14 protein-coding genes are annotated in these 22,160 nt (G+C 44.8%); 7 read left to right on the top strand and 7 right to left on the bottom strand.

Annotated elements, in window-relative coordinates:
* Nucleotides 1–711 precede the first annotated feature (711 nt).
* Both smc and AAA943_RS00490 read right to left on the bottom strand, forming a co-directional pair.
* On the bottom strand, nt 712–4,251 hold the full coding sequence (gene smc, locus AAA943_RS00495; protein WP_338222278.1) for a chromosome segregation protein SMC: 3,540 nt from the start codon (nt 4,249–4,251) through the stop codon (nt 712–714).
* 771 nt (nt 4,252–5,022) lie between these two features.
* On the bottom strand, nt 5,023–7,755 hold the full coding sequence (locus AAA943_RS00490) for a M16 family metallopeptidase (protein ID WP_338222277.1): 2,733 nt from the start codon (nt 7,753–7,755) through the stop codon (nt 5,023–5,025).
* A 988-nt stretch (nt 7,756–8,743) separates the two neighbouring features.
* Here AAA943_RS00490 and AAA943_RS00485 point away from each other — a divergent pair.
* The 4 genes from AAA943_RS00485 to AAA943_RS00470 all read left to right on the top strand — a co-directional run bounded on the left by AAA943_RS00485 (nt 8,744) and on the right by AAA943_RS00470 (nt 11,263).
* Nucleotides 8,744–9,280 (top strand): hypothetical protein, encoded by a 537-nt coding sequence (locus AAA943_RS00485; protein ID WP_338222276.1) that lies wholly within the window; start codon nt 8,744–8,746, stop codon nt 9,278–9,280.
* A gap of 74 nt (nt 9,281–9,354) precedes the next feature.
* On the top strand, nt 9,355–9,852 hold the full coding sequence (locus tag AAA943_RS00480; protein ID WP_338222275.1) for a QcrA and Rieske domain-containing protein: 498 nt from the start codon (nt 9,355–9,357) through the stop codon (nt 9,850–9,852).
* Nucleotides 9,849–10,391 (top strand): YceI family protein, encoded by a 543-nt coding sequence (locus tag AAA943_RS00475; RefSeq protein WP_338222274.1) that lies wholly within the window; start codon nt 9,849–9,851, stop codon nt 10,389–10,391. Before AAA943_RS00480 ends, AAA943_RS00475 begins: the two co-directional genes overlap by 4 nt.
* Nucleotides 10,388–11,263, top strand: a complete 876-nt coding sequence (locus tag AAA943_RS00470; protein WP_338222273.1) for a DUF5777 family beta-barrel protein — start codon at nt 10,388–10,390, stop codon at nt 11,261–11,263. Before AAA943_RS00475 ends, AAA943_RS00470 begins: the two co-directional genes overlap by 4 nt.
* Here the strand turns inward: AAA943_RS00470 and AAA943_RS00465 are convergent, their stop codons facing one another.
* Nucleotides 11,264–12,841, bottom strand: coding sequence for an ArnT family glycosyltransferase (locus AAA943_RS00465; RefSeq protein ID WP_338222272.1), 1,578 nt, complete (start codon nt 12,839–12,841; stop codon nt 11,264–11,266).
* An 807-nt stretch (nt 12,842–13,648) separates the two neighbouring features.
* On the opposite strand from AAA943_RS00465, the gene AAA943_RS00460 reads away from it, so the two are divergent.
* On the top strand, nt 13,649–14,206 hold the full coding sequence (locus AAA943_RS00460) for an REP-associated tyrosine transposase (protein ID WP_338222271.1): 558 nt from the start codon (nt 13,649–13,651) through the stop codon (nt 14,204–14,206).
* Nucleotides 14,207–14,365: 159 nt separating this feature from the next.
* Nucleotides 14,366–15,280 carry a helix-turn-helix transcriptional regulator gene (locus AAA943_RS00455; RefSeq protein ID WP_338222270.1) on the top strand — a complete coding sequence of 305 codons (915 nt, stop codon included), beginning with the start codon at nt 14,366–14,368 and terminating at the stop codon, nt 15,278–15,280.
* An 88-nt stretch (nt 15,281–15,368) separates the two neighbouring features.
* On the opposite strand, the gene AAA943_RS00450 is transcribed toward AAA943_RS00455, so the two are convergent.
* From AAA943_RS00450 to AAA943_RS00435, 4 genes are all read right to left on the bottom strand, one after another.
* Nucleotides 15,369–16,883 carry a DUF4301 family protein gene (locus AAA943_RS00450; RefSeq protein WP_338222269.1) on the bottom strand — a complete coding sequence of 505 codons (1,515 nt, stop codon included), beginning with the start codon at nt 16,881–16,883 and terminating at the stop codon, nt 15,369–15,371.
* Between the two features lie 100 nt (nt 16,884–16,983).
* Nucleotides 16,984–17,739 carry a LytR/AlgR family response regulator transcription factor gene (locus tag AAA943_RS00445; RefSeq protein WP_338222268.1) on the bottom strand — a complete coding sequence of 252 codons (756 nt, stop codon included), beginning with the start codon at nt 17,737–17,739 and terminating at the stop codon, nt 16,984–16,986.
* Nucleotides 17,736–19,568, bottom strand: coding sequence for a sensor histidine kinase (locus tag AAA943_RS00440; protein ID WP_338222267.1), 1,833 nt, complete (start codon nt 19,566–19,568; stop codon nt 17,736–17,738). Before AAA943_RS00440 ends, AAA943_RS00445 begins: the two co-directional genes overlap by 4 nt.
* Nucleotides 19,561–20,757, bottom strand: coding sequence for a histidine kinase (locus tag AAA943_RS00435; RefSeq protein WP_338222266.1), 1,197 nt, complete (start codon nt 20,755–20,757; stop codon nt 19,561–19,563). Before AAA943_RS00435 ends, AAA943_RS00440 begins: the two co-directional genes overlap by 8 nt.
* 339 nt (nt 20,758–21,096) lie before the next feature.
* Here AAA943_RS00435 and AAA943_RS00430 point away from each other — a divergent pair, with 339 nt between their 5' ends.
* Entirely contained in the window at nt 21,097–22,155 is a 1,059-nt protein-coding gene (locus AAA943_RS00430; protein WP_338222265.1) for a hypothetical protein, read from the top strand.
* The last annotated feature ends 5 nt before the right edge of the window (nt 22,156–22,160 follow it).

Genomic DNA, 22,160 nt, shown 5'->3' with positions numbered 1-22,160 from the left:
GAAATGCTTCCTGCTTCAGCTGAAATAATTTGGGCTAAAGCCAGGTAATCTATCGCGCCCTTATTTTTTGAATGGGCTAAAGCCGCATTCCTATTCAAAATTTCTTGAATTACAAAGAAATTGGCCAAAGCCATCTTCCTATTCAATGGATGGCTTTTTGAAATGCTTCCTGCTTCAGCTGAAATGATTTGGGCTAAAGCCCGGGAATCTATTGCTTCCTTATTTTTTTGAATGGGCTAAAGCCGCATTCCTATTCAAAATTTCTTGAATTACAAAGAAATTGGCCAAAGCCATCTTCCTATTCAATGGATGGCTTTTTGAAATGCTTCCTGCTTCAGCTGAAATGATTTGGGCTAAAGCCCGGGAATCTATCGCTTCCTTATTTTTTGAATGGGCTAAAGCCGCATTCCTATTCAAAATTTCTTGAATTACAAAGAAATAGGCGAAAGCCATCTTCCTATTCAATGGATGGCTTTTTGAAATGCTTCCTGCTTCAGCTGAAATGATTTGGGCTAAAGCCCGGGAATCTATCGCTTCCTTATTTTTTGAATGGGCTAAAGCCGCATTCCTATTCAAAATTTCTTGAATTACAAAGAAATTGGCCAAAGCCATCTTCCTATCTATTGGATGGCTTTTTGAATTGCCTCCTGCTTTAGCTGGAGGCAATTTGATGCAAATAAGATCCATGGGCTTTAGCCCAATTTCCTTAAATCAAGCCAACTCCCTCAAATCCACCGGTACCACCCTCGACACACCCGCCTCGATCATCGTAATCCCATAGATTATATCCGTGCTGGCCATGGTGCGCTTGTTGTGCGTGACGATAATAAACTGGCTATCGGTGCTGAACTTCTGGATAATCTGATTGAACTTGTCGATGTTGGCATCGTCCAGTGGGGCGTCCACCTCGTCGAAGATACAGAAGGGGGCAGGCTTCAGCAGGTAGATGGAGAAGAGTAGGGAAGTAGCCGTCAGGGTTTTTTCCCCACCACTCAGCTGATTAATGGTCAGGGGACGCTTGCCCTTGGGCTTGGCCATAATCTCGATCGGAGATTCCAAAGGATTATCCGGATCGACTAGGGTCAGGTCGCAGTCGTCCTGCTCGGTAAAGAGGGAACGGAAGACTTTAACGAAGTTTTCCTTGATCTGAGCAAAGGCCGTCAGGAAGGTCTCCTTAGCCACCTGATCGATCTCGGAGATGGTACTCAGCAAGCCTTCCTTAGCCTGAATCAGATCGTTTTTCTGGGTGGTGATAAAGTCAAATCGGACTTTGATCTCATCATAGGCCTCCATAGCCATTGGGTTGATCGGACCGATCTTTTCCAGTCTTTCTTTTTGCTTTCGCACCAAGTCTCTCAGTTCCTCCTCGGCAAAGTCGGCAAATTCAGGGTCTATGGCCGGATTTTCCTCCATCAGCTCATCCAAATCCAAATCAAACTCCACACTGAGTCGCTCCTTCATCCCGCTCATCTTCAGCTTGATCTCGTTGATCGCATTTTGGAGTTCCTGAAGCAGGGTGTCGAAACCTTCCTTGGCCTTTTGCAGGCTGCGGATGCGGGTATCCGTCTCGTCGATCAGGCCACGGGCACCGTAGTAGTCCTTTTCGGCCTCATTGACTCCGAGTTCGATGCCTTCTTTTTCGGAGTAAAGTTCGATCAGTTCGTCGTCTTTGATCTCGTTGTTTTCCAGCAGGGTTTTGATCTCGGCATCCAGTTGGGATAGTTCGGCCTGAGACTTTTCGATGCGTTCTTTGGAGCTTTCGAAGGCATTTTGCTTGAACTCAATCTCTTGCTCCAGACTATTGACCCGATTGACCTGCTGGATGTAGGTGATGTTTTCCTGATTGAAGGTTTGGGACTTTTCGGCCAAGCGTTTGTTTTCCCCTTCCACTTCTTCAGTCAGCTGGGCCACTTGCTCTCCCAATCCGTCAAACTCTTCTTTTTCTTCCGCTAATTGGGGTTGAATGTCGGTCAGGCTTTCTTCCAGATTGGCAATCCGCTCCAAAATATCCTCCCGCTTGTTGGCATTGGAGCTCAGCAATTCTGCCAATTGCTCCTTTTTGGTGCGGATGGAGACATAGGCGGAATTGAGTTCGCTGATCCGGGCCTGACTTTCTTCTAGGGTCTTTTTGTAGCTGACTTCCTTGAGTTTGAGGAGATCGCTGAGCTTTTGATCCAGATTGGCCCGGGTGGTGGATACCTTTTTGCCCAGATCCTTGATTTCCTTGTCCAGCTTCTCCAGGTTTTTGGCCCGGCCTATTCGTTTTCCTTCGAAAAGGCCCACCGAGCCTCCGGAAAGGGAGAATTTTCGCTTGGTGTATTTTCCCGATTCGGAGAGGAAAATGCAATCCGGATCGGTAGGGAAGTCCTTGTAATCCCCCTGCACGAGGTAAACATTATCCAGAATAAAACTCATCAAGCGGCTGTACTTTACATCGTATTCGATGATTTCGGTAGCCGGGATGGCATTTGAGAAAAGCTTGGTTTGGCTCGCTTTGAACCGCTCAAAATGCTCCAAAACAAAGAAATTGGCCTTTCCTCTTGCCGCATCACTCAAAAGTTGAATGGCAGCAATTGCCTGCGCCTCGGTGTCCACCACGTAGTAGTTCATGTAGGACTCGAGGTAGTTTTCGATGGTCACCCGGTACTTCTCGTCGGTGGTAAGAAGGTCGGATAGGAGAGGGATGTCCTTTCCCCAGGTGGAATTCTTCTTTAGAAACTTAATCGCCTCGGGGAAGCCTTCCAGATTCTCGACGAGGGACTTGGTCAGGTTGTATTCGTTGGTCTTGGAGTCCAACTTTCTGGAATTGGTGGTCAACTCCTCCCTGATCAATTCTATCACCCGGTTGGTCTCCTCGATCTTCTGATCCTGGTCTTCCTGCTTGTTTTTGATGGAGCTGTACTCGCTTTGGGCCTGGTCCAGCTCTTCTTTCAGCCCGATCAGTTTATCCTCAAACTCCGCCAAATTGGCTTCCTGCGAGGAATCGTCTGAGGAAGTGCGCTCCAGTTCCTGCTTGAGTGTGCTGAGCTGGATTTGCTTGATTTCGACCTCTTTGCTCAGCTGGTAGACTTTTTCCTTTAGGCTTTCGTAGCGAAGGGATATTTCTTTTTGGGCTTGTTGCTTTTCGGAAGTGACGAGTTTTTGGGCATCGTACTCTTCCCGTAGCTGGGAGACGACGCCTTCTTTTTCATTTAGGATCTTCTCTGCCGCCTCTCTTTCCATTTGCAGGGAGCGGATGGAGAAACCCGCGCGGTCGTTTGACTTGCGGTCAGCGTCGATTTGCTCACGCAAAGTCTGGGAGCGGTCTTCCAGAAAGCGGAGGCGCTCGTTTTTGATTTTTTTCTCCGACTCAAAAGCCCGGATTTTATTCACATGCTCATTCAATGCTTTTTGCCGGGAGGAAAGGAGCTTTTCCTTGTGGATCAAGTCCGCCTTCAATTGGGATAAAAGGGATTCCTGATCGGCAATTTGAGCTTGAACCTGGAGTTTCCGGTCGGATTCATTCTGGATTTTGGTATTGGCATCTAGCAGACTTTGGGTCTGTTTTTCGATGGACTTTTTAGCCAGATTGATGCTGGCTTTGCGGTAGTCTTCCTTGATTTCGAAGTATTTGGCAGCCTGCTTGGCCTGCTTTTCCAGTGACTTCAGGTTTTTGTCAATCTCAAAGAGCAGGTCTTCCACCCGGGCCAAGTCAGCGTCGGTATCTTCAAGTTTGCGCAGGGTTTCCTTCTTTCGGGTTTTAAACTTATGGATCCCAGCTGCTTCCTCAAAAAGCTCCCTACGCGAGTTGTTTTTGTCATTGAGCAACTCGTCAATCATCTTCAATTCGATGATTGCATAGGAGTTGGAGTTGATCCCCGTGTCCATGAAGAGGTTGGTGATGTCCTTCAGGCGGCAGGTGACTCCGTTGATCTGATATTCGCTTTCCCCCGTGCGGTAGTAGCGACGGGTGATGGTGACGTGCGTGTATTCGGTAGGGAGGAGGTTTTTGGTGTTTTCAAAAGTCAGGGACACCTCGGCCATGTTTGTGGGTTTGCGGTTTTTGGTGCCGTTGAAGATGACGTTTTCCATCTTGTCCGATCGGAGCATGCGGGATTTTTGTTCTCCCAGCACCCAACGGATGGCATCGACTACATTGGACTTGCCGCAGCCATTGGGACCCACCACACCGGTGATTCCCTTGTCGAAATGGATGACCATTTTGTCCCCAAAACTCTTAAAGCCTTTGATTTCCAGTTTACTAAGCAGCATCGAAAAATCTCCTTACGAATAAGCTTTCAAAATAGGGCGAAAGGATGGAATTGGCAATAATTTATTGAGATACGCTGCGCGAAATACACCTCCCTGAGGTCGGTGAGATAGGCTTCGAGAGATATACCTCCCTACGGTCGGTGAGATAGGTTTCTCGAAATATACTACGCTTCGCTGCGTGAGATACACTCCGCTGCGCTACGTGAGATACACCTCCCTGTGGTCGGTGAGATAGGCTTTGCGAGATATACTACGCTTCGCTTCGCGAGATATACCTCCCTGCGGTCGGTGAGATAAGGTGTGAGTTTAGGAGCAAGGTTTGGAGTTCAATTTAAGGTCGTAAACCTGTACTGAGCTTTTCGAAGTATCGTAATTCGTAAATCGTAAATATTGAAATATGCTTCGCGAGATACACTTCGTGAGATACACTCCGCTGCGCTACGTGAGATAGGGGTTGAGTTTATCGGTAAGGTTTGGAGTTCGGTTAAAGGCAATTCCCCCCTTGGCAAGGGGGCTAGGGGGATTGGAATAAGATGGAAAATGGAAATGAATCCCCCTTACCCCCTTTAAGAAAGGGGGAGTTTGGGTACGTTGAAATGAAGGGATTTCGTGTCAGATTGTAATTTGTTGAATTCAAGGTTTGGAGTTCAATTTAAGGTCGTAAATCGTAATTCGTAAATCGTAAATATTGAAATATGCTTCGCGAGATATACTGCATAAAAAAGCCTCCCGGACTGATCCGGAAGGCTTCGGATAGGATAAGGGGGGCAATTACTCCTTGGTGAATTCCCCAGCTTTCACAATGGACATTTTATTCAAATCCAGATGCCTTTTCATTGCTTCCTGAATTTGCTGAGGAGTCAGGGCATTGACCTGGTCTTCCAGTAGCTGTTCTCGCTCCATCGTTCTGTTCAGGAATAGATTGCCATTCAGAACACTGGAAAGGTAATTGTCTGAGGCCCTGTTTACCGTACGGCTTTGCAACCACCCTGTTTTGGCTGCTTCGACTTCTTCCTCGGTAAAGCCTTCATCCAGGACTTTTTGGATTTCCTCCTTGAAAGCAATTTCCAATTTTTCCAGGTTCTCAGGAGCATAGATTGCGTAGCCCTGGAAAGTACCAATCGGATCAATGCTTCCTGCACTGTATCCCGAACCCACTCCATAGCTTAATCCGTCTTTTTGACGGATTCGGGTAGCCAATCGGGAATTGAGAAAACCTCCTCCAAGCATAAAATTGCCCAAGACCAATGCCGGATGATCGGGATGCTGGTCATTCATTTCAAACTGCTGCATAGCTACAAAGAAAGCATTGGGCTTGTCGGGCGTTTCTATGGCTTCATTGATGGCAGGTCGGTTAGCGATTCGTCCCTGAAGACGTGCGTAATCTACTTTGCTATTCCAGCCCTCAAAGATGTCCTCAAGCAAGGGAAGTATAGTCTCTACTTCTACATCTCCCACAATGGCGCCCGTACCATGATTAGCGCCCAAGTAGTTGGCATAGAAGTCTTTGACCTGATCGATGGTCACTGCTTTTTTTGCAGCGATGTCTTCCTCAAAGGTTTTTGCATATCGAGGATCTTCCTTTTCGTAAGGATTCATATGCCGGGTAAGCCGATTGAAAGCTCTGGATGTAGGATCACTCATGCTGGACTCGATATCCGTCACACTTTCCAGAATCATTTTGTCCAATTCTTCCTTAGGGAATGCAGGTGAAAGAAGGATTTCCTTGAGCAATTTCATTACCCCGGGTAGGTTTTCTTTGGTTGTCTGGCCAAAGATGGATAGGGTACTCGCGCTTCCAAAGATATTCACTTGGGCTTTGAGGCGGTCAAACTCATCCTTGATTTGTTCTCTGGATTTGGTCGCTGTGCCTTTATCCAGCATTTGGGCTGTGAAAGCGCCGATTTCTCCTTTGTTTTTCAGGTTTTCCTCACTTCCAAAACGGAGTGTGAAATTAAAGTTGACGGAGCTGCCTCGGGTTTCCTTAGGTAGAAAGGCCAGTTTCATTCCGTTTTCCAGTTCTATGGAGGTGGTGCGGCTATCAATATTGGCTGGACTGGGGTCAAAAGCTTCTCCCATGGCCAATCCTTCTCCTCCCTTGTAATCCTTGACCAGTGCCATTACATCCACATCCTCTGGGATGGAAGTTCGATCAGGGTTTTCGGTAGGGACAAAAAGTCCAATGGTACGGTTGTCCTGCTTGAGGTAGTTGCTGGCTACGCGCTGCACGTCCTCCAAGGTTGCCTCTTTTATTCGGTCTCTCTGGATAAACATCAATCTCCAATCGCCTGCACCGATGTATTCACTGAGTTGAAGACCGATTTGCTCGGAAGAGTTAAATCCCAAATCAAATTGTTTTATCCATCGGTTTCTGGCCCGTTCTACTTCATCGCTGGTAATGGGAGTAGTCTTGATGGTTTCCACGGTTTGAATCATGGCATTCAAAGCCTCGTCCATGGATTTTTCCTTAGGGACTTCCGCGAAGGTCATCATGATACCCGGTTCTTTCCACAGAAAAGTCTGCCCAAAAATAAAACTGGCTAGCTGTGTGTCCACGAGGGATTTGTATATCCTGCCTGAGGGGTTGTCGTTCATGATGGTGGAAAGCAAGACCAAGGGCGCTGCATCCGGATGGGATACCGAAGAGATTTTGTGAGCTAAGCCCACCAATTGCGTGTCTCCGACTCTTCGGATTGTGATTCTTCTTTCCCCGTCCTGATCCGGGTCACGGGTATAAAATTGGGGTAAAACACGCTCAGGCTTTGGGATAGGTCCAATAAATTCATTGACCAGTTGAATGGTCTTTTCTTCATCAATTTTTCCTGCCACCACCAAGACCGCATTGTCCGGCTGGTAATAGGTCCGGTAAAAGTTCTGCAGGCGCTCGATCGGAACATTTTCCAAGTCTGATTTCGCACCGATGGTAGACTTGCCGTAGTTGTGCCAAAGGTAAGCTGCGGAAAGCGTACGCTGAATGACCATACTGTAAGGGGAGTTTTCTCCGGATTCAAACTCGTTTCTCACCACGGTCATTTCGCTTTCCAAATCCTTTGCTGAAATGAAGGAATTGACCATCCGGTCTGCCTCCAAATCCAAAGCCCAGCGAAGATTGTCATCCGTGGCTTTGAAGGTCTCGAAATAGTTGGTTCGGTCTGTCCAAGTAGTCCCGTTTGGTCTTGCCCCACGCTCGGTCAGTTCCTGAGGAATATTTGGGTGTCTTGGAGTCCCTTTGAAAACCAAGTGCTCCAAAAGGTGCGCCATCCCTGTTTCCCCATAATTCTCGTGCTTGGAACCTACGAGATAGGTAATGTTGACCGTGATGGTCTCCTTAGTTTGGTCAGGAAAAAGGAGAACACGAAGGCCATTGGCCAGCTGATATTCGGTGATTCCCTCCACTGTGGTCACTTTGACAGGGTCGGGAATCTTCTCTTGGGCTTCAAGCCTGAGTGCTGCGCTCAGGAGCAAAAAGCAAATAATCAGGAATTTAGAAGGGTTTTTTTGCATAGAATTTCTCTTTTATTGAAACAATTAAACCTTTTATGGAATGAATTTAAGATAATATAGGAATAGATAGATAAAAAATAGATTTCATAACAAAATTTAATATTTAAAAGGAAGAGAAGGGAAATATACTACGCTTCGATTTGTGAGATACACCTCCCTGCGGTCGGTGAGATAGGCTTCGTGAGATACACCTCCCTGCGGTCGGTGAGATAGGCTTCGCGAGATATACTCCGCTGTGCTGCGTGAGATACACCTCCCTGCGGTCGGTGAAATAGGCTTCGCGAGATATACTCCGCTGTGCTGCGTGAGATACACCTCCCTGCGGTCGGTGAAATAGGCTTCGCGAGATATACTCCGCTTCGCTGCGTGAGATACACCTCCCTGCGGTCGGTGAGATAGGCTTTGCGAGATACACCTCCCTGCGGTCGGTGAGATAAGCTTCGCGAGATATACTACGCTGCGCTTCGTGAAATAAACCTCCCTGAGGTCGGTGAGATAGGCTTCGTGAGATATACTCCGCTTCGCTGCGTGAGATACACCTCCCTGCGGTCGGTGAGGTAGGCTTTGCGAGATATACTACGCTGCGCTTCGTGAAATAAACCTCCCTGAGGTCGGTGAGATAGGCTTCGTGAGATACACCTCCCTGAGGTCGGTGAGATAGGCTTTGCGAGATATACTCCGCTGCGCTACGTGAAATATACCTCCCTGCGGTCGGTGAGATAAGGTTTGAGTTTAGGAGTAAGGTTTGGAGTTCAATTTAAGGTCGTAAACCTGTACTGAGCTTGTCGAAGTATCGTAATTCGTAAATCTTAATTCTAGAAATATGCTTCGCGAGATACACCTCCCTGCGGTCGGTAAGATAGGGGTTGGTATAAATAGAGAGATTGAAGTTCAATTCAGGGTCGTAAATCGTAATTCGTAAATCGTACTTAGTTTCTTATTTCAACTGAATTTCATTATTAATCCAATTTTCGATTAAATTGTCCTCATGGATTTCGGACAAATTATCTACATCGTCGCTGTCATTGCCTACTTCATCTACCAAGCTTCCCGAAAAAAGAAGTCTCAGGATCCTGTAGATTCCGGTGATAATCAGCCTGAAAAGCCTCAGAAAGGGGTGACTTTCGAGGATCTGCTCCGTGAAATCCGTGAAGCCCAAAATCCCCAGCCTAAGCAGCAGGAGCCACCCAAGCCCCGACCTATCCCTACTCCATCCTTTGAAACTCCCCGTGAGCAGCCCAGCAAACCAAGTTTTTTTCCTGAAAGAAAATCCTACAAACCTGAAGTGGTAGAAGAAGTCGACGACGAAGCGAGATACTACGAAGGAGCTTATAGAAACAAGTACCAAGGTGTAGAAACCAAAGCAGCACCCAAAGTCCTTTCTATCGAGGAAATGGCAAGAGATATCCGACTGAAAGCACAAAACAAAAAAAGAATCAACCCCTACGCAGAAAAGCTAAGGAATCCCCAAAGTGTCCGTGACGCGGTAATTTTGTGCGAAATCTTAAATAGAAAGCACTTTTAGGCTTTTTTTCCAAACAATTCAATCTGGTTTCAATTGTTATTTCGTACATCACGAAGCAACAAAATCATTTACCCATGAAACCAGAATTAGCACCACAAGTAGCTGGAAGTCTGACAGACTCCCGAAGAAAATTCCTCGAAAAGACAGGGTTGAGCATGACTTTATCCCTCTTTGGAATGTCCTTTTTCACTGCCTGTTCCTCTACGGATGACGCAGACCCCACCACTCCTCCGGTAGGTGGTGGAGGAGGAAATGGCATCTCAGTCTCTGGAAATACGACAACGATTGACCTCAATATCCAACAGGGATTGCAGACAGCAGGAAATTGGCTGTTGATCACCAATACCCGAACCCTCGTAGCCAATGTCAATGGCTCATTTGTGGCGCTGACGTCTGTTTGTACCCACTCAGGATGTTTTGACAGCTGGACATTCGGAAACAATCGCTTCACCTGCCGCTGTCATGGATCCGTTTTTGATCCTTCGGGTCAGGTACTTCAGGGTCCAGCCAACGCACCCTTGCAGCAGTTTACTACCCAGGTGTCCGGCACCAGTTTAATCATCACCCGATGAGAAGTTTAGGCTTTCTTGTCCTGTTCTTTTTGCCTCTTTTTGGATTTTCTCAAGAATACTTGACCAAAACCGGCTCGGTAGTGTTTTTAAGCACAGCTCCTTTAAATGAATTTGAAGGGAAATCAAAAGTGCTTAATGGATTGGTGGATCTGGAAAAAAATCTACTTGATTTTTATCTGGATCTGAATACGTTGGAAACCGGTATTGGTCTCAGAGATAAACACATGAGAGAAAACTATCTCGAAACTGATAAATATCCATTTGCAGAATTTACCGGAAAAATGGAGCCTGTACCTGCTATGGAACCGGGCAAATCCTACCCAGTGAGAGCCAAAGGAAAGTTTAAAATCCACGGTGTAGAACGCGATCTACTCGTTCCCGGTACGCTGACTCTGAGAGATGATGGGAAAATAGACCTCAAAGCAGAGTTTGTGATCTCCTTAAATGATTACCAGATTGAAATTCCCAAACTGGTTTTTTATGAGCTGGCTGCAGAACAGAAATTGACGATCAATGCCACCTTAAGTCCTAAAAAATGAAAAAATTAGCAATAGTATTTGTTTTCCTTTTCGGTACCGTCTCCCCAGTCTTTTCCCAACTGGAAAGGCAGCTTGCCAACGAAAATCAGCCGGTGGATCTGGTTTTCCATGCACCCAGACATATCAATCTGCTTACAGTAGAGCCTCTAGAAAAGAAATCCATGCACTTTGCCATCATGCACACCTTTGGCACCCTGGATGGAGGTGTGGAAAACCTCTTCGGTCTGGACAATGGAGCCAATATTCAGTTCAGCTTTGAATTTGGGCTAAGCGAAAAGCTGTCCTTGGGTATTTTGAGAGCCAGCAGGGATAAAGTATATCAGGCATTTGGGCGATATCACATTTTCGAACAGACCCAAAATGGGAAAAAGCCGTTTTCTTTGAGTTTGGCTGGTGGGGCAGGTGTGATCACCAATACTTACAATTTTCTTCCGGAACCCGAGCAACCTAGCTTTGGAGATAGGATGAATTACTTTGGGCAAGTGATGCTGGCAAGAAAATTTTCTGGGAAAATCAGTTTTCAGTTGAGTCCCATGTTTTCCTACTTCACCAATCCACTTCCGATTTATCAGATCGAAGGAGACCAAAACTTCTACTTTGCTTTGGGGATGAGCGGCAAATGGAAGGTGACTGAAAGATCTTCCCTTACCTTGCAATATATCCCAAATCTAAATTCGGACTTACGGAGCAATTTCGGGATCGGATGGGATGTGGAAGCCGGAGGTCACGTGTTTCAGATGTATTTTGTCACCTCACAAGCCCTCACCGAGCCTTACCTTTTGGCTGGAGGAAATGGGGTACCCGGTGAAGAGTTCCGTTTGGGATTCAATGTCAACCGAATCTTTGCCTTGGGTCAAAAGAAAAGAAGGTAATCAATGGGAGGGCGACTTAAATGTCCGAATCCAAACTTTACCGTTTTTTATCTCTTCTTCCAGTGAAAAATTTTGTTGCAACCAAGTTTCCAGCAGCTCCACATCTTCCTGTTCTTTGGGATAGGCGTGATGGAAGTATTCGTAAATAAAAACCCGAATTTCTTTAGGTTCAATTGCCTGCAATGAGTCCAGCTTTTCCAATGGGAAGAGCTGGTTTTTTGTATTTGCCTCCTTCGGAAAAAGAACTTCCTCGCTGAATTTGACAAAATTATTTACTACAATAATCGATTGATTATCAGGTATATTTAACTCATTGGATAAAGCTTCGATAAAATCAGAATAGCCTTTGGTTCTTTCTTGGTAATGAATGGAAGCTAAAGCAGGAACAATCAGAAGAGCGCCAAGAAAGATGGTTTGGATCTTTTGCTTTTTGATCAAAAAAATCCCCAGAAAAGCGGTCTGAAATAGAACCATTTTTAGGTCTTGCTGGGCAAAGCTGATGCAGACTCCAAGTGCAATAAGGGACGCTAAAGTCAGTTTAATTTTTGGGCTTTTTTCCCAACTGCCCCATCCCAAAGCAATCAGAAAAGCAAGTATGGGGACGAGGATGATTAAATGCCGGGGATTGAGGTAAATGGGGTTGTAAATCTCCAAGGTAGAAGACATGAACCAAAACCCCAGAATAAGGCAAAAAGCGGTAAAGGCAAACTCAATTCCCGGACTATGTTTCGCCTTCCAAGCTTTCCAGATTCCCGGCAGGGCCAATACGATCCAAAGCCAATAGGAGCGTTCTACCCAAGTGAGGATAGGCAAGTAGGTCAATCGCCTAATCATGGCCCAAGTCCCTTTGTCCGCATAGGTGAATTCGGAGATGTAGTGGCCTGCGTTGATCGAGCTAACCCGGAAAAAGGGATCGCCGAATTTGATCCAGAAGTAGGCCAAATAGGTCAGACCAAAGAAAAGTCCCCAAACCAGCACACCGAGGTAAAAAGAGGAATTGATCTTTTGGTTTTTTCTGTCCCATAGAAAAAGGAGGATGGGAAACGGGGCTAGAAAAACGATGGTTTCCTTGGTGATAAATCCCATAAGTAAGCCAAAAACCAATCCCAAGGAGGCTGCAAAAGGTTTTTCTTTTCTGAAGGAGGCAGAAAAAGGAACTAAACAAGTCCAGAAAACCAATAGTGAATCAGGGTAAACCTTGGTCAAAAAGTGGAGCAAATAGACCTGAGTGCTTGCCCAAAAGACCAGAATCCAGGGATTGATGCCTTTTGGGAGGATTTTCATCAAAAGGTAAAGGCTTCCCACATAGCTAAAAAGTGAAATCAGGGAAATCCGATGTGGTTCAAATCCCAACAGCGATCCAATCAATCCTGAAGGCACATAAGCACCCCAGCGGCTGGAAAAGTGGTAGGCATTGACCTGCATAGTTCCTTCCCAGAAGCTTTTTCCGGCAAGGAGGTAGTAGACATCATCGGAGAAGGTGATCCCATCAAAGCCAAGTAACCAATACAAAAACAGAAAAACTGACCCAGAAAGAAATGCTGAACGCTTGGGATGATTCTGAATAAATTGGGTCATGGGGTAAAAATAAGGGTGAAAGTCTGAAAATCTATTGATTAGGAATTACAATTGGATAGTATAGAGTTTGGGGTTGTTTCAAGGAATATAGGGTTGGAGTTCAAAGCAGGGTTACTCCCCCTTGAAAAGGGGGCTGGGGGGATTTGAAATTGGTAAAAATCCCCCTAACCCCCTTTAAGAAAGGGGGAGTTGGCTTCGTGAAAAGGCTGATTTTTCGTTTTTTTAATTTGACGAAATCAGGTAATTCTAATCTCCTGAAATAGAATACCGGATGGAAAAAAGAGATAAATGGTTGGAGTTCAAAACAGGGTGACTCCCCCTTGAAAAGGGGGCAGGGGGGATTAAAAAAGAATTATTTTAGTTCTATGTACTTTTTACCTTATAACAGAAACTTAAAAGAATTTTCTAGAGAATTAAGAAATCATTCTACGCTCTCTGAAATTCTTCTTTGGCAAAAGTTGAGAGCTAGTCAATTTAGAGGCTTCTTTGGTCCAAGTCAGGAGACTTGAACCAGTAAGGTCCAGACAGGCCCGCGGATAGTTCAAGTCTTCAGACTTGGACTTTTTTTCTTGCAGTCTTCAGACTGCTTTTTACAGTTTTGTAAAGATAAACTACTAGGTCCAAGTCGGGAGACTTGAACCAGTCAGTAGACTTGAACCAAATACCGCGAATAGTTCAAGTCTTCAGACCTGTCTGAGGACAAAGGCAGGCTTGGACTTTATCTTCTGGCAGTCTGAAGACTGCATTTAATGATTATTATTTCTTCAAAAGCACTATCTTAAATCTACTTTTTAAATCTTTTTTATCATGAGTAGAAAATATAAAATCAGGGATCAGGATAAGTTTTACTTTGTCACCTTCACCATTGTTGAATGGATAGACCTATTTACCAGGCAAGAATACAGAGATATATTTATTGATTCGCTCAAATATTGCCAAGAAAATAAGGGGTTGGACATAGCTGCTTTTTGTATTATGTCAAGCCATATTCATTTGATTTTAGGCAGAAATAGAGATCAGAAATTGGAAGAAATAATTCGAGATTTGAAAAAGTTTACTTCTATTAAATTTTTAAAAGCAATTGAAACACTTGCTGAAGAAAGCCGAAAAAATTGGCTTTTATATCATTTTCGAATGGCCGGAAAAACCAATCCAAATAATTTAAACTACCAAATTTGGCAACAGCATAATCATCCGATCGAGCTAAATACTCAGGATAGAATAAGAAGGTGCTTAAATTACATCCATCAAAATCCGGTCGTTGCTGGGTTGGTACTTAGTCCTGAGGAATATTTATATAGCAGCGCCAAAAATTATGCAGGACATCCTGACAGACTTATTGATGTGATTTTAATTGATTCATAAAATACGTGGTCCAAGTCAGGAGACTTGAACCAGAGGTGTTTTGTTTGGAGGGTCCAAGTCAGGAAACTTGAACCATTGCTATAATTATTGACAATAACTGTCAAATACTTAAGAGTTTTCCTGCTCTTTCCCTACTTTTAGTCATCAATTGTCAAGACTATGGCCAAATCCTCTCCAATCGAACAGCAGAAAATCCTCCGGGTATTCAAATTGATCAACTTGCTTCAGGGAAATATAGGAAAGACCGTCCATCGGCTTGCTGAGCTTTTAGAAACTGACGAACGCACGGTCTATCGATATTTCAAACTCTTGGAAGCCTTGGGATTTGTCGTGGTTAAGGAATTCAGCAAGTATAAAATCCAAGAAAGGCCAGAGTACCTTCCTGAATCTTCGACTTACAGCACTTTTTCTCAGGAGGAAAGCCAATGGTTGCAAACGCTAATCGAAAGTCAGGGAAAAGGCAACTTGCTTAAAGATTCCATTCTCCAAAAGCTTCAACTTAAGTCTGAGGTTAAAACAGGCACTGATCTTCTCTTTAAAGCCAATCTTGGCCGATTTGTGGATCTGATTGGACAGGGAATGGCTGCCAAAAAGCAAATTTGGCTCAAGGAATATTACAGTCTCAGCAGTGATACTGTATCTGATCGCTTGGTAGAACCGGTGGGTTTTTCCCAGGATTATGAAAATATTCATGCCTTGGAAGTGGAGAGCAAGTCCATGAAGGTTTTTAAAATCGAGCGAATCGGGGATGTGGTTCTGTCCTCCAATCCTTGGTCTTTTGAGAAAAAGCATGAATTGCCCGAACAGCCACTTTTTGGCTTTTCAGGAAAAAGAGAATTCTATGTCAAGCTCAAGCTGAGCAAAAAAGCATTCCAACTTATGCAGGAAGAGCATCCCAATGCCCGACCTTTTATGGGAGTGAAAAACCGGAATCAGTACTTTTTCGAAGGAAATATCCCACAATTGCCCGGATTGGGAAGGTTTATCCTTGGCTTACCCGGCGAAATCAAAGTGGAGGAAGGGGAGGAAATGAAGGCTTATTTGAAGGAACAGCTGGAAAAAGGGCTGTTTTGAATTTTCAATGATCAATATCCAATGATCAATTTCCAATGAATGTCAAACATCCTTGAAAATTGATCATCGAGTTTGGTAATTGAATTTCTTAACCCTGATGCTCGTCCCGGAGCAAATCATTGACTGTCTTTACAGGATTGAAGGTAATCAGTGGTACTTCCACGAAGAGCGTGTTCCAGCCTGCCATGGCCCCGTTCCAAAGTCCTGGCAATTCAAGTGCTTTTAATTCCCGTCCGCTTTTGGATTTTTCGGTGATAAAACCCGTTTGCATATCTCTAAACTTCAGCAAGTCAAATTCCCGTCCATGGTAATCTCGGGTACCGCAGACCAAATCCACCGGATTAAAGTGAGTGGAAGCCATCATATGCGCTTTTGACTGCGGGTCATTGAGGTCGATTTGTGCGGTTTCTAGGATTTGGAGACTGTAGGAACCGTCTTTTTCCTCAATCCAGAAAGGTCCTCCTCCTGGTTCTCCGGTATTTTTCACCATACCGCAGACACGGATTGGGCGATTCAGCTTGTCTTTCAAATATTCCGCAAGTTCATGGCTATTTTCTGAGGATACGGAAGGAGGGACTTGTCCCCCTAGATCCTCATTGTAGACCTTTATTGCCATCGCCAAAGACTCATGATTTACCTCTTTTTCCAATGCTCTCAAAGCATCAAAGATTCTTTCTTGCACCTCCAAAAGTAACCCTGCAATCGCCACTTTAAAGGTTTTGGTGGGTTCTTTCAATCGATCAGGAACCACGTTGTCGATGTTTTTGATGAAAATCAGGTCAGCCTTGATGTCATTGAGATTTTCCAGAAGAGCCCCGTGGCCAGCGGGTCGGAAAAGGAGACTGCCATCGTCCTCCAAAAAGGCCGTGTTGTCTCTATTCACCGCAATGGTATCGGTGGTTTTTTTCTGTTGGGAGTAGCTCACTTCAAACTCCAAACCTGAGCTGGCCTTGATGGAAGGCAGGACTTTGGCTATTTCCGCCTTGAATTTGGTTTCGTGATCTGGAGAAACCGTGAAGTGAATTTTGACTTTTTTTCCTCTTCCTACAGCATACTGAACCCCCTCGATGAGATGCTCATGGGCAGGAGTACGGTTTTCGGAAGGATAGCGGTGAAAACGCAAGAGGCCTTTGGGCAAACTCCCATAGTCGAGCCCTTCATGAAGCAGAAGTGCTGCCACGATAGCCCGGTACATCCCTGCATCTAGGCATTCCTGAAGGGTATTTCCTTTGGTTTTGAGTGCTTCATCCAGATCTTCGGCAAAGGCAAATTTCCGGATGTTTTCTATGAATTTCTTGGTAAAGGAGCTCTTCTCAAGATCTCCGTCTCCTTCCAAAAAGGAAAAAAGGTCTTTAAACATCCTCGAAGCCGCCCCGGATGCGGGGACAAACTTGACGATTTCCTTTTTAGCTGCCTGAGCAGGATAGGTTTCTGTGTAGTGCTTTAATTCCTGATCACTGAGTACTTTGATCCCATGGCCAGGAGTAGCAGGAGCATGGATTTTTAGAAAAGGGAAGCCATTTTTGAAGTTGTCAATCTGCTGGGCGACTGTTTCAGGGTCCATTCCCTGGTCAAGGATCTTTTGGGTTAAGGTGATATCCATGGTTGTATGGGTTTGAAAAGTTTCCGCTTAAGATAGTAGACTTGGAGTCCAAGCTCAAGAAATCTCCCGCTTTTTGTATCAAAAATTCAGCGCCCACCCATCAGTATCCCATTCGCTTCAAAAATTCATCTTTTTTGGAAGGAGAAAGGCTCACCTGCCGTTCATTGCTCATCAGAATGTATCCGCCCTCGGATCGCACATACTTTTTGACTTTGTCCAGATTGATCAAAAAACTATTGTGGACTCTCATGAAGCCATGGCTTTGGAGAATATTTTCGTACTCCTTTAGATTTTTGCTGACCAGAAGCTTTCGTCCATCTTCCAGGAAAAAACTGGTGTAGGCCCCATTGGCTTCGCAAAAGAGAATCTCACGGGTTGGGATGAATTCTACCCCTTCAGCAGTGGAAAGGGAGATTTTATGATTTTCAGAAGCTGGGGTTTGGAGATTGCTGAGTAGGTTTTCCAGGAGTTTTTGGCGGTTTTCCTGTGCCCTGAGTTGGATTGCTTTCTGTACTGCGGCTTGCAGTTCTTCCATGTCAATAGGCTTGAGCAGGTAGTCGATGGAGCTGAATTTGATGGCTTTGATTGCATAGTGTTCAAATGCAGTGGTAAAAATCAAGTGAAAATCCAGATGATTGACCCGCTCTAGGACGTCAAAGCCTGTTCCTGTCTGAAGTTCGATATCCAAAAAGACCAATTCGGGCCGAAGGGAAGAAATCTTGGCTACGGCATCTTCCACCTGACTGGCTTCTTCGATGAGCTGGACTTCCGGACAATAGCTTCTCAGAAACCCTTTTAGAGTCTCCCTGCTGTGAAATTCATCTTCTACGATGATGGCTTTAAGCGGATAGTTCATGGCTTGGGAAATTTAATGGTGATACGAGTGCCTACTGGCAGGTCATCGATCTGAATCTGCGTTTCTTTTTTCTCCCGGTTGATCAGCCGAAGCCTTTCTTCGGTCAAAGCCATCCCTCTGGAAGGTCGATAATCGGCTTTTTTGAGCGCTGCAGCAGCTTTTCTCCCTATTCCGTTGTCTTCTATTTCACAGCGGATGTGGTTTGGTTCTTCGACAAAACGCACGGTCAGTTTTCGCTCTCCCTCCAGCTTGGCCATCAGTCCATGTTTGATGGCATTTTCCACAAATGGCTGAACGATCAGCATGGGTACTTCGAAAAAGCTGAGATCAAAATGGGCTGGAGTCTCAATCTTGTAGCTGAAAGCATGATCAAAACGCAGGGATTCGAGGTCGAGGTAGACTTTTAGCAGCTCGATTTCCTTGTCCAAGGTCACATGGACATCGATGGAGTTTTCCAGGACCTGACGGACAAACTTACTGAATTTGCTCAGGTAGGACAGGGCAGCTTCTTTCTGTCCGCTGCTGATCAGATGCTGAATAGAGCTTAGACTATTGAAAATGAAGTGGGGGTTGATTTGGGCACGAAGCGCTCCCAACTTGGTCTGAAAAGCCTCGTTCTCCACTTTCCTTTTCTCCTGACTGATCACTTTGATTTTGTAAGAGAGCCCAAGGGCAAAAATGATGCTTTCTATGGATGAGCCCCCGACCATGTAGTCCAAGTCCAATAAAAACATGGTCATCAAGGCACCTGTGGTGAATATCAAGGTGGCAGAAATCACGAAGTACTTCAGCCGGTTGGGATAGTAGAAAAACAGATAGCCCACCCCAAAGAAGGCGAAGGCAGCCATGAAGTAGCGCTGAAAATCCATCAAATAGGCTTGAAGCAGGCTGTAGGGCTTTAAGAAAATCAATCCTGAATTGACCAGAACAAGAAGGATAAGCAATCCTGCAATTCCCAAGACAATCCGGTCAAATCCAGGCATCAGTCTGGGAAATTCCAAAAAGTGTCGGATAAATAGCAGGTAGGAGAGGTTGATCAGGAGCTGGGACACGGTAGTCAACCAAAAATAAAAGTAGAGGGTGTTGTACCCGAAACTGGTGGCCAAATAGGGACTGATTTGAGAATAGTAGATGAGTTGAAATAGCAAGAATGCACCATAGTAGATGTATTGCTTTTCCCGCATATTAAAAAAAAGGATGAGATTAAAAATCATTAGGACCGCGGCAATACCAAGAAAGAAAAAAGCTAAAACCTGGCTTTTGAAGGAGGATTCGCTGATAAACTTGGAAAAAACCCCATGTGATCTGGAGTCCGAAAACCGGATGGTTCTGACATCCAAATCAGGAGAAGCCCGATGGAATTCGGCCCGAATCAGAAGAAAATGCCCATCAAAAAAATCCCGGGAATCGACCTTTACATATTCCAGAGAATGTAGGGTGGCCCTTCTGAGATCATTGGGAATCAATCGGGTGATATTGAGTGAGTCCACCTTGCCATCCGACTGAAAAAAAAGTTGGGACACATCCAGATTGCCCGGGTAAATGTATATGCTGTCAGAGGCAGCTAGCAGATCGAGATAATCTGAAAAATCCAGTTTAAACCAATAGCTTTTGCCTTTCTGGGCAATTCCTACATCCGGTAAATTGAGGAACAAGCCCTCCCTGTTTTTCTGAAGAATTTCCTCGATGGTATTGGGAGTGTTTTCTTGCCAAATTTTCGGTTTCAGGGGAAGTTGAAAATGAAACCCATCCTCCATTTGCCGACTATGGGCCAACTGGTGAAAGCTGATCAAAGACCAACAGAAAAAGTAAAACCAATGCTTATTCATTGAGGATAGGAAGAATCAAATTGACGTATTTGCAGGGGCTTTCATTTTGTAGGCAAGGCTTTTCTCCGGATTCAAAATCGATATGGAAAGGTTTGATTTCGTTCATAAGCTGGACAAACTCTTCCCAAGTCCTGGCGGGTAGTTTGCCCGTTGGTCTTTTTTGTCTGGAATTTGCCGGTCCAGCTTGATTGATCAGGACATTCATACTTACCTCTTCTTGATTTTTGCCAAAGGAAATCTGAACAGAAATCGCCCCATTTGCAGATTGAATCTGCTCCTCCAGCAGATTTTCGATCAGATTCTGAATGACCATGGAGGGGATTCTAATTCGCTCCTGCGAAAAGGCCTCATCGGTGATGATTTCAAATTGCAATATTTCCCCATACCGGAGTTTTTGAAGCTGCAGATACCAAGTGATCATTTGAATCTCCTCAGCAAGTGCTGCTTTTTCCAGATGCAATTGGGAAAGGAAATACCGGAGCAGTTTTGCGAAAATGCTCAAAAAGCGAAGAGAGCTTTCTTTATCATCCCTGAAAATCTGATTTTGAATGGAGTTCAGGGAATTGAAAACAAAATGGGGGCTAAGCTGAGCTGAGAGCGCTTCCAGCTGGAATTGATAGTTTCTCTTTTGGAGTTCGAGCAGTTTTTCCTGCTTTTCCTTTAATCGTTTTTCGGCGCGAATTCTGGCTATCTGACCGGAATAGATCGAAGCTACTGCGTTGAGAATACGCACATGCAGCTCAGTGAAGAAATCGGCCTGTGAATTTTCGCTGTCAATCACTCCGATGACTTTTCCTTCCAAGAGAATAGGAACGGCAACCTCTGAAAGCCGAAACTGATCATCGGGAATGTAATCCGGAAATTGTCTGGTGTCCGGAATAAGAAGAGGAAGACCCGTTTTTACCACTTTGCCGGTGACTCCTTTTCCTACCGGGACACGGATAGCTTGAATGATTTCCCTGTTTTTTCCGGATTTGGGTCCCAAGGTTGCCTTCTGCTCCAAAAATTCTCCGGATTCATCCAAAAGATAGACCACGGCATCTTCAAAGTTGAGTTTTGAGATGCAATTGCCCACCAAATCCCATAACAAATCCTCTTCCGAATCGATCTCGGTCATGGATTGGGAGAAATGAAGGAGAATTTCTTCCAGTTCTTTGGGTGTGATGATATGCACTTCTGTGGGATTCAAGGGTAGAATAAGTTAGGCAATGAAGACGGAATTCGGTAATCCCGTTACGGACTAATTCATACAAAGTACTCCAATTCGCAAAATCAGTCCAAAGTCACTTGACCAGATTTGGGAGTGAATTCACGGATCGGCACTTTGAATTGATAGATCGGCCAGAATACCTTGTTTTTTGCCAAAAAGCTGGAAAATCTACCCTAATCAACTGAAATCCTTCATTAGTCAATTCTGGTATTTGTTCGATCAATCGACTCTAAATCACCCGAATTCTTCAATCTAAGTTTGAATCGTTTGAGGGGAAGTACCCTTCATCACAAGAAACCAATCAAACTTAACAACAACATGAAAAAGTATCTTTTAACCATCGGAATCGGAGCTATGCTGCTCCAGGTATCGTGCGATTCACTGCAGCAGGATGAGGTTCTTTTGGAGGAAAATCAAGCACTTCTGGAATCCGGGGAATTGACTACAGGAGAAGAAAACCTGAGAAAAAAAGGGAATGTGGAGACGACTTGGAAGGTAGAAAAAGCGGAGAAATTTTACAGAATGACTGAAAATACCTATTACCTGCTTCCTTCCAATCTGCCTTTGGAAAAAGTAAATCGGATCTATGAGAGCAATAGATCAGAGGATCAATTTGTGGAAGAAATGATTCGGGAATCGCTGAAAGTTTTTGATTCAAACATTTCCCGGTATGGTAGATTTTTGAGCCCTTTATCCAGAAGAAACCATCAGGCCCTAGCCGGCGGTGAGCATGAGGTCGAATACGACATCGTTGCAGCTAAATTTTTGGATGAGGATGAGGCCTTGGCTTCTATGGCCGGTTACCTGAAGATTGACGACATTCAAGGAGAATCCCCCGACAACAAGGGGTTTCCGATTTTCAAGTTTGTTGGCAACAACTCCACACAAACGGGAGAAGACTGCAAAGGGAAGGGGTCTTGGTGTGACAGCATTCCCCGCATACAGCCATCTCAACTCGAAGAAATGGTAGCCATTTTACCCGTTTTGAAAAGAGCTCAAGGCCTAACCCGTCCCACCACAGCAGCCCTTCAAAATTTGGAATTGAGTGCAGGTTTGGATCCCGTCTCTATTGGTCTCTTGCTTCCGGCGGTACAAAAGATTGCAGATAATCCAACTCCTAGGGCAGATGCGGATCACAGTAGATGGATTCCAATTTTGAGTACAGCGAGACGATATGGATTTGATATGAACGAGTCTTTGGGCACTTTTCTCGCTTTTGGGGCTGGAGGATCTATTTTTGGCTTGACCAATGAAAAATACGACGCTTCTGGAGATATGGACTGGGCTGCAGTTCAGTTGAATCGGAGAAGGTTTGAATTTGAAATGTGGTTGTTTTGGAGCAAATGGGCCCAAAATAAAAAGACAGGCTCTGGGTAACTCTG

Origin of the sequence: Algoriphagus confluentis, from assembly GCF_036245625.1 — a bacterium.
Taxonomy (GTDB): Bacteria; Bacteroidota; Bacteroidia; order Cytophagales; family Cyclobacteriaceae; genus Algoriphagus; species Algoriphagus confluentis.
Note: the sequence above shows the minus strand (reverse complement) of the source record. Positions and strands in the feature narration are given on the sequence as shown.

Bases quoted from the DNA above. Each gene is read 5' to 3' on its own strand.
- AAA943_RS00430 (WP_338222265.1), top strand. From the start codon at position 21,097: ATGAAAAAGTATCTTTTAACCATCGGAATCGGAGCTATGCTGCTCCAG.
- AAA943_RS00460 (WP_338222271.1), top strand. From the start codon at position 13,649: ATGAGTAGAAAATATAAAATCAGGGATCAGGATAAGTTTTACTTTGTC.
- AAA943_RS00490 (WP_338222277.1), bottom strand. From the start codon at position 7,755: ATGCAAAAAAACCCTTCTAAATTCCTGATTATTTGCTTTTTGCTCCTG.
- AAA943_RS00465 (WP_338222272.1), bottom strand. From the start codon at position 12,841: ATGACCCAATTTATTCAGAATCATCCCAAGCGTTCAGCATTTCTTTCT.
- AAA943_RS00455 (WP_338222270.1), top strand. From the start codon at position 14,366: ATGGCCAAATCCTCTCCAATCGAACAGCAGAAAATCCTCCGGGTATTC.
- AAA943_RS00450 (WP_338222269.1), bottom strand. From the start codon at position 16,883: ATGGATATCACCTTAACCCAAAAGATCCTTGACCAGGGAATGGACCCT.
- AAA943_RS00445 (WP_338222268.1), bottom strand. From the start codon at position 17,739: ATGAACTATCCGCTTAAAGCCATCATCGTAGAAGATGAATTTCACAGC.
- AAA943_RS00480 (WP_338222275.1), top strand. From the start codon at position 9,355: ATGAAACCAGAATTAGCACCACAAGTAGCTGGAAGTCTGACAGACTCC.
- AAA943_RS00485 (WP_338222276.1), top strand. From the start codon at position 8,744: ATGGATTTCGGACAAATTATCTACATCGTCGCTGTCATTGCCTACTTC.
- AAA943_RS00440 (WP_338222267.1), bottom strand. From the start codon at position 19,568: ATGAATAAGCATTGGTTTTACTTTTTCTGTTGGTCTTTGATCAGCTTT.
- AAA943_RS00475 (WP_338222274.1), top strand. From the start codon at position 9,849: ATGAGAAGTTTAGGCTTTCTTGTCCTGTTCTTTTTGCCTCTTTTTGGA.
- AAA943_RS00470 (WP_338222273.1), top strand. From the start codon at position 10,388: ATGAAAAAATTAGCAATAGTATTTGTTTTCCTTTTCGGTACCGTCTCC.
- smc (WP_338222278.1), bottom strand. From the start codon at position 4,251: ATGCTGCTTAGTAAACTGGAAATCAAAGGCTTTAAGAGTTTTGGGGAC.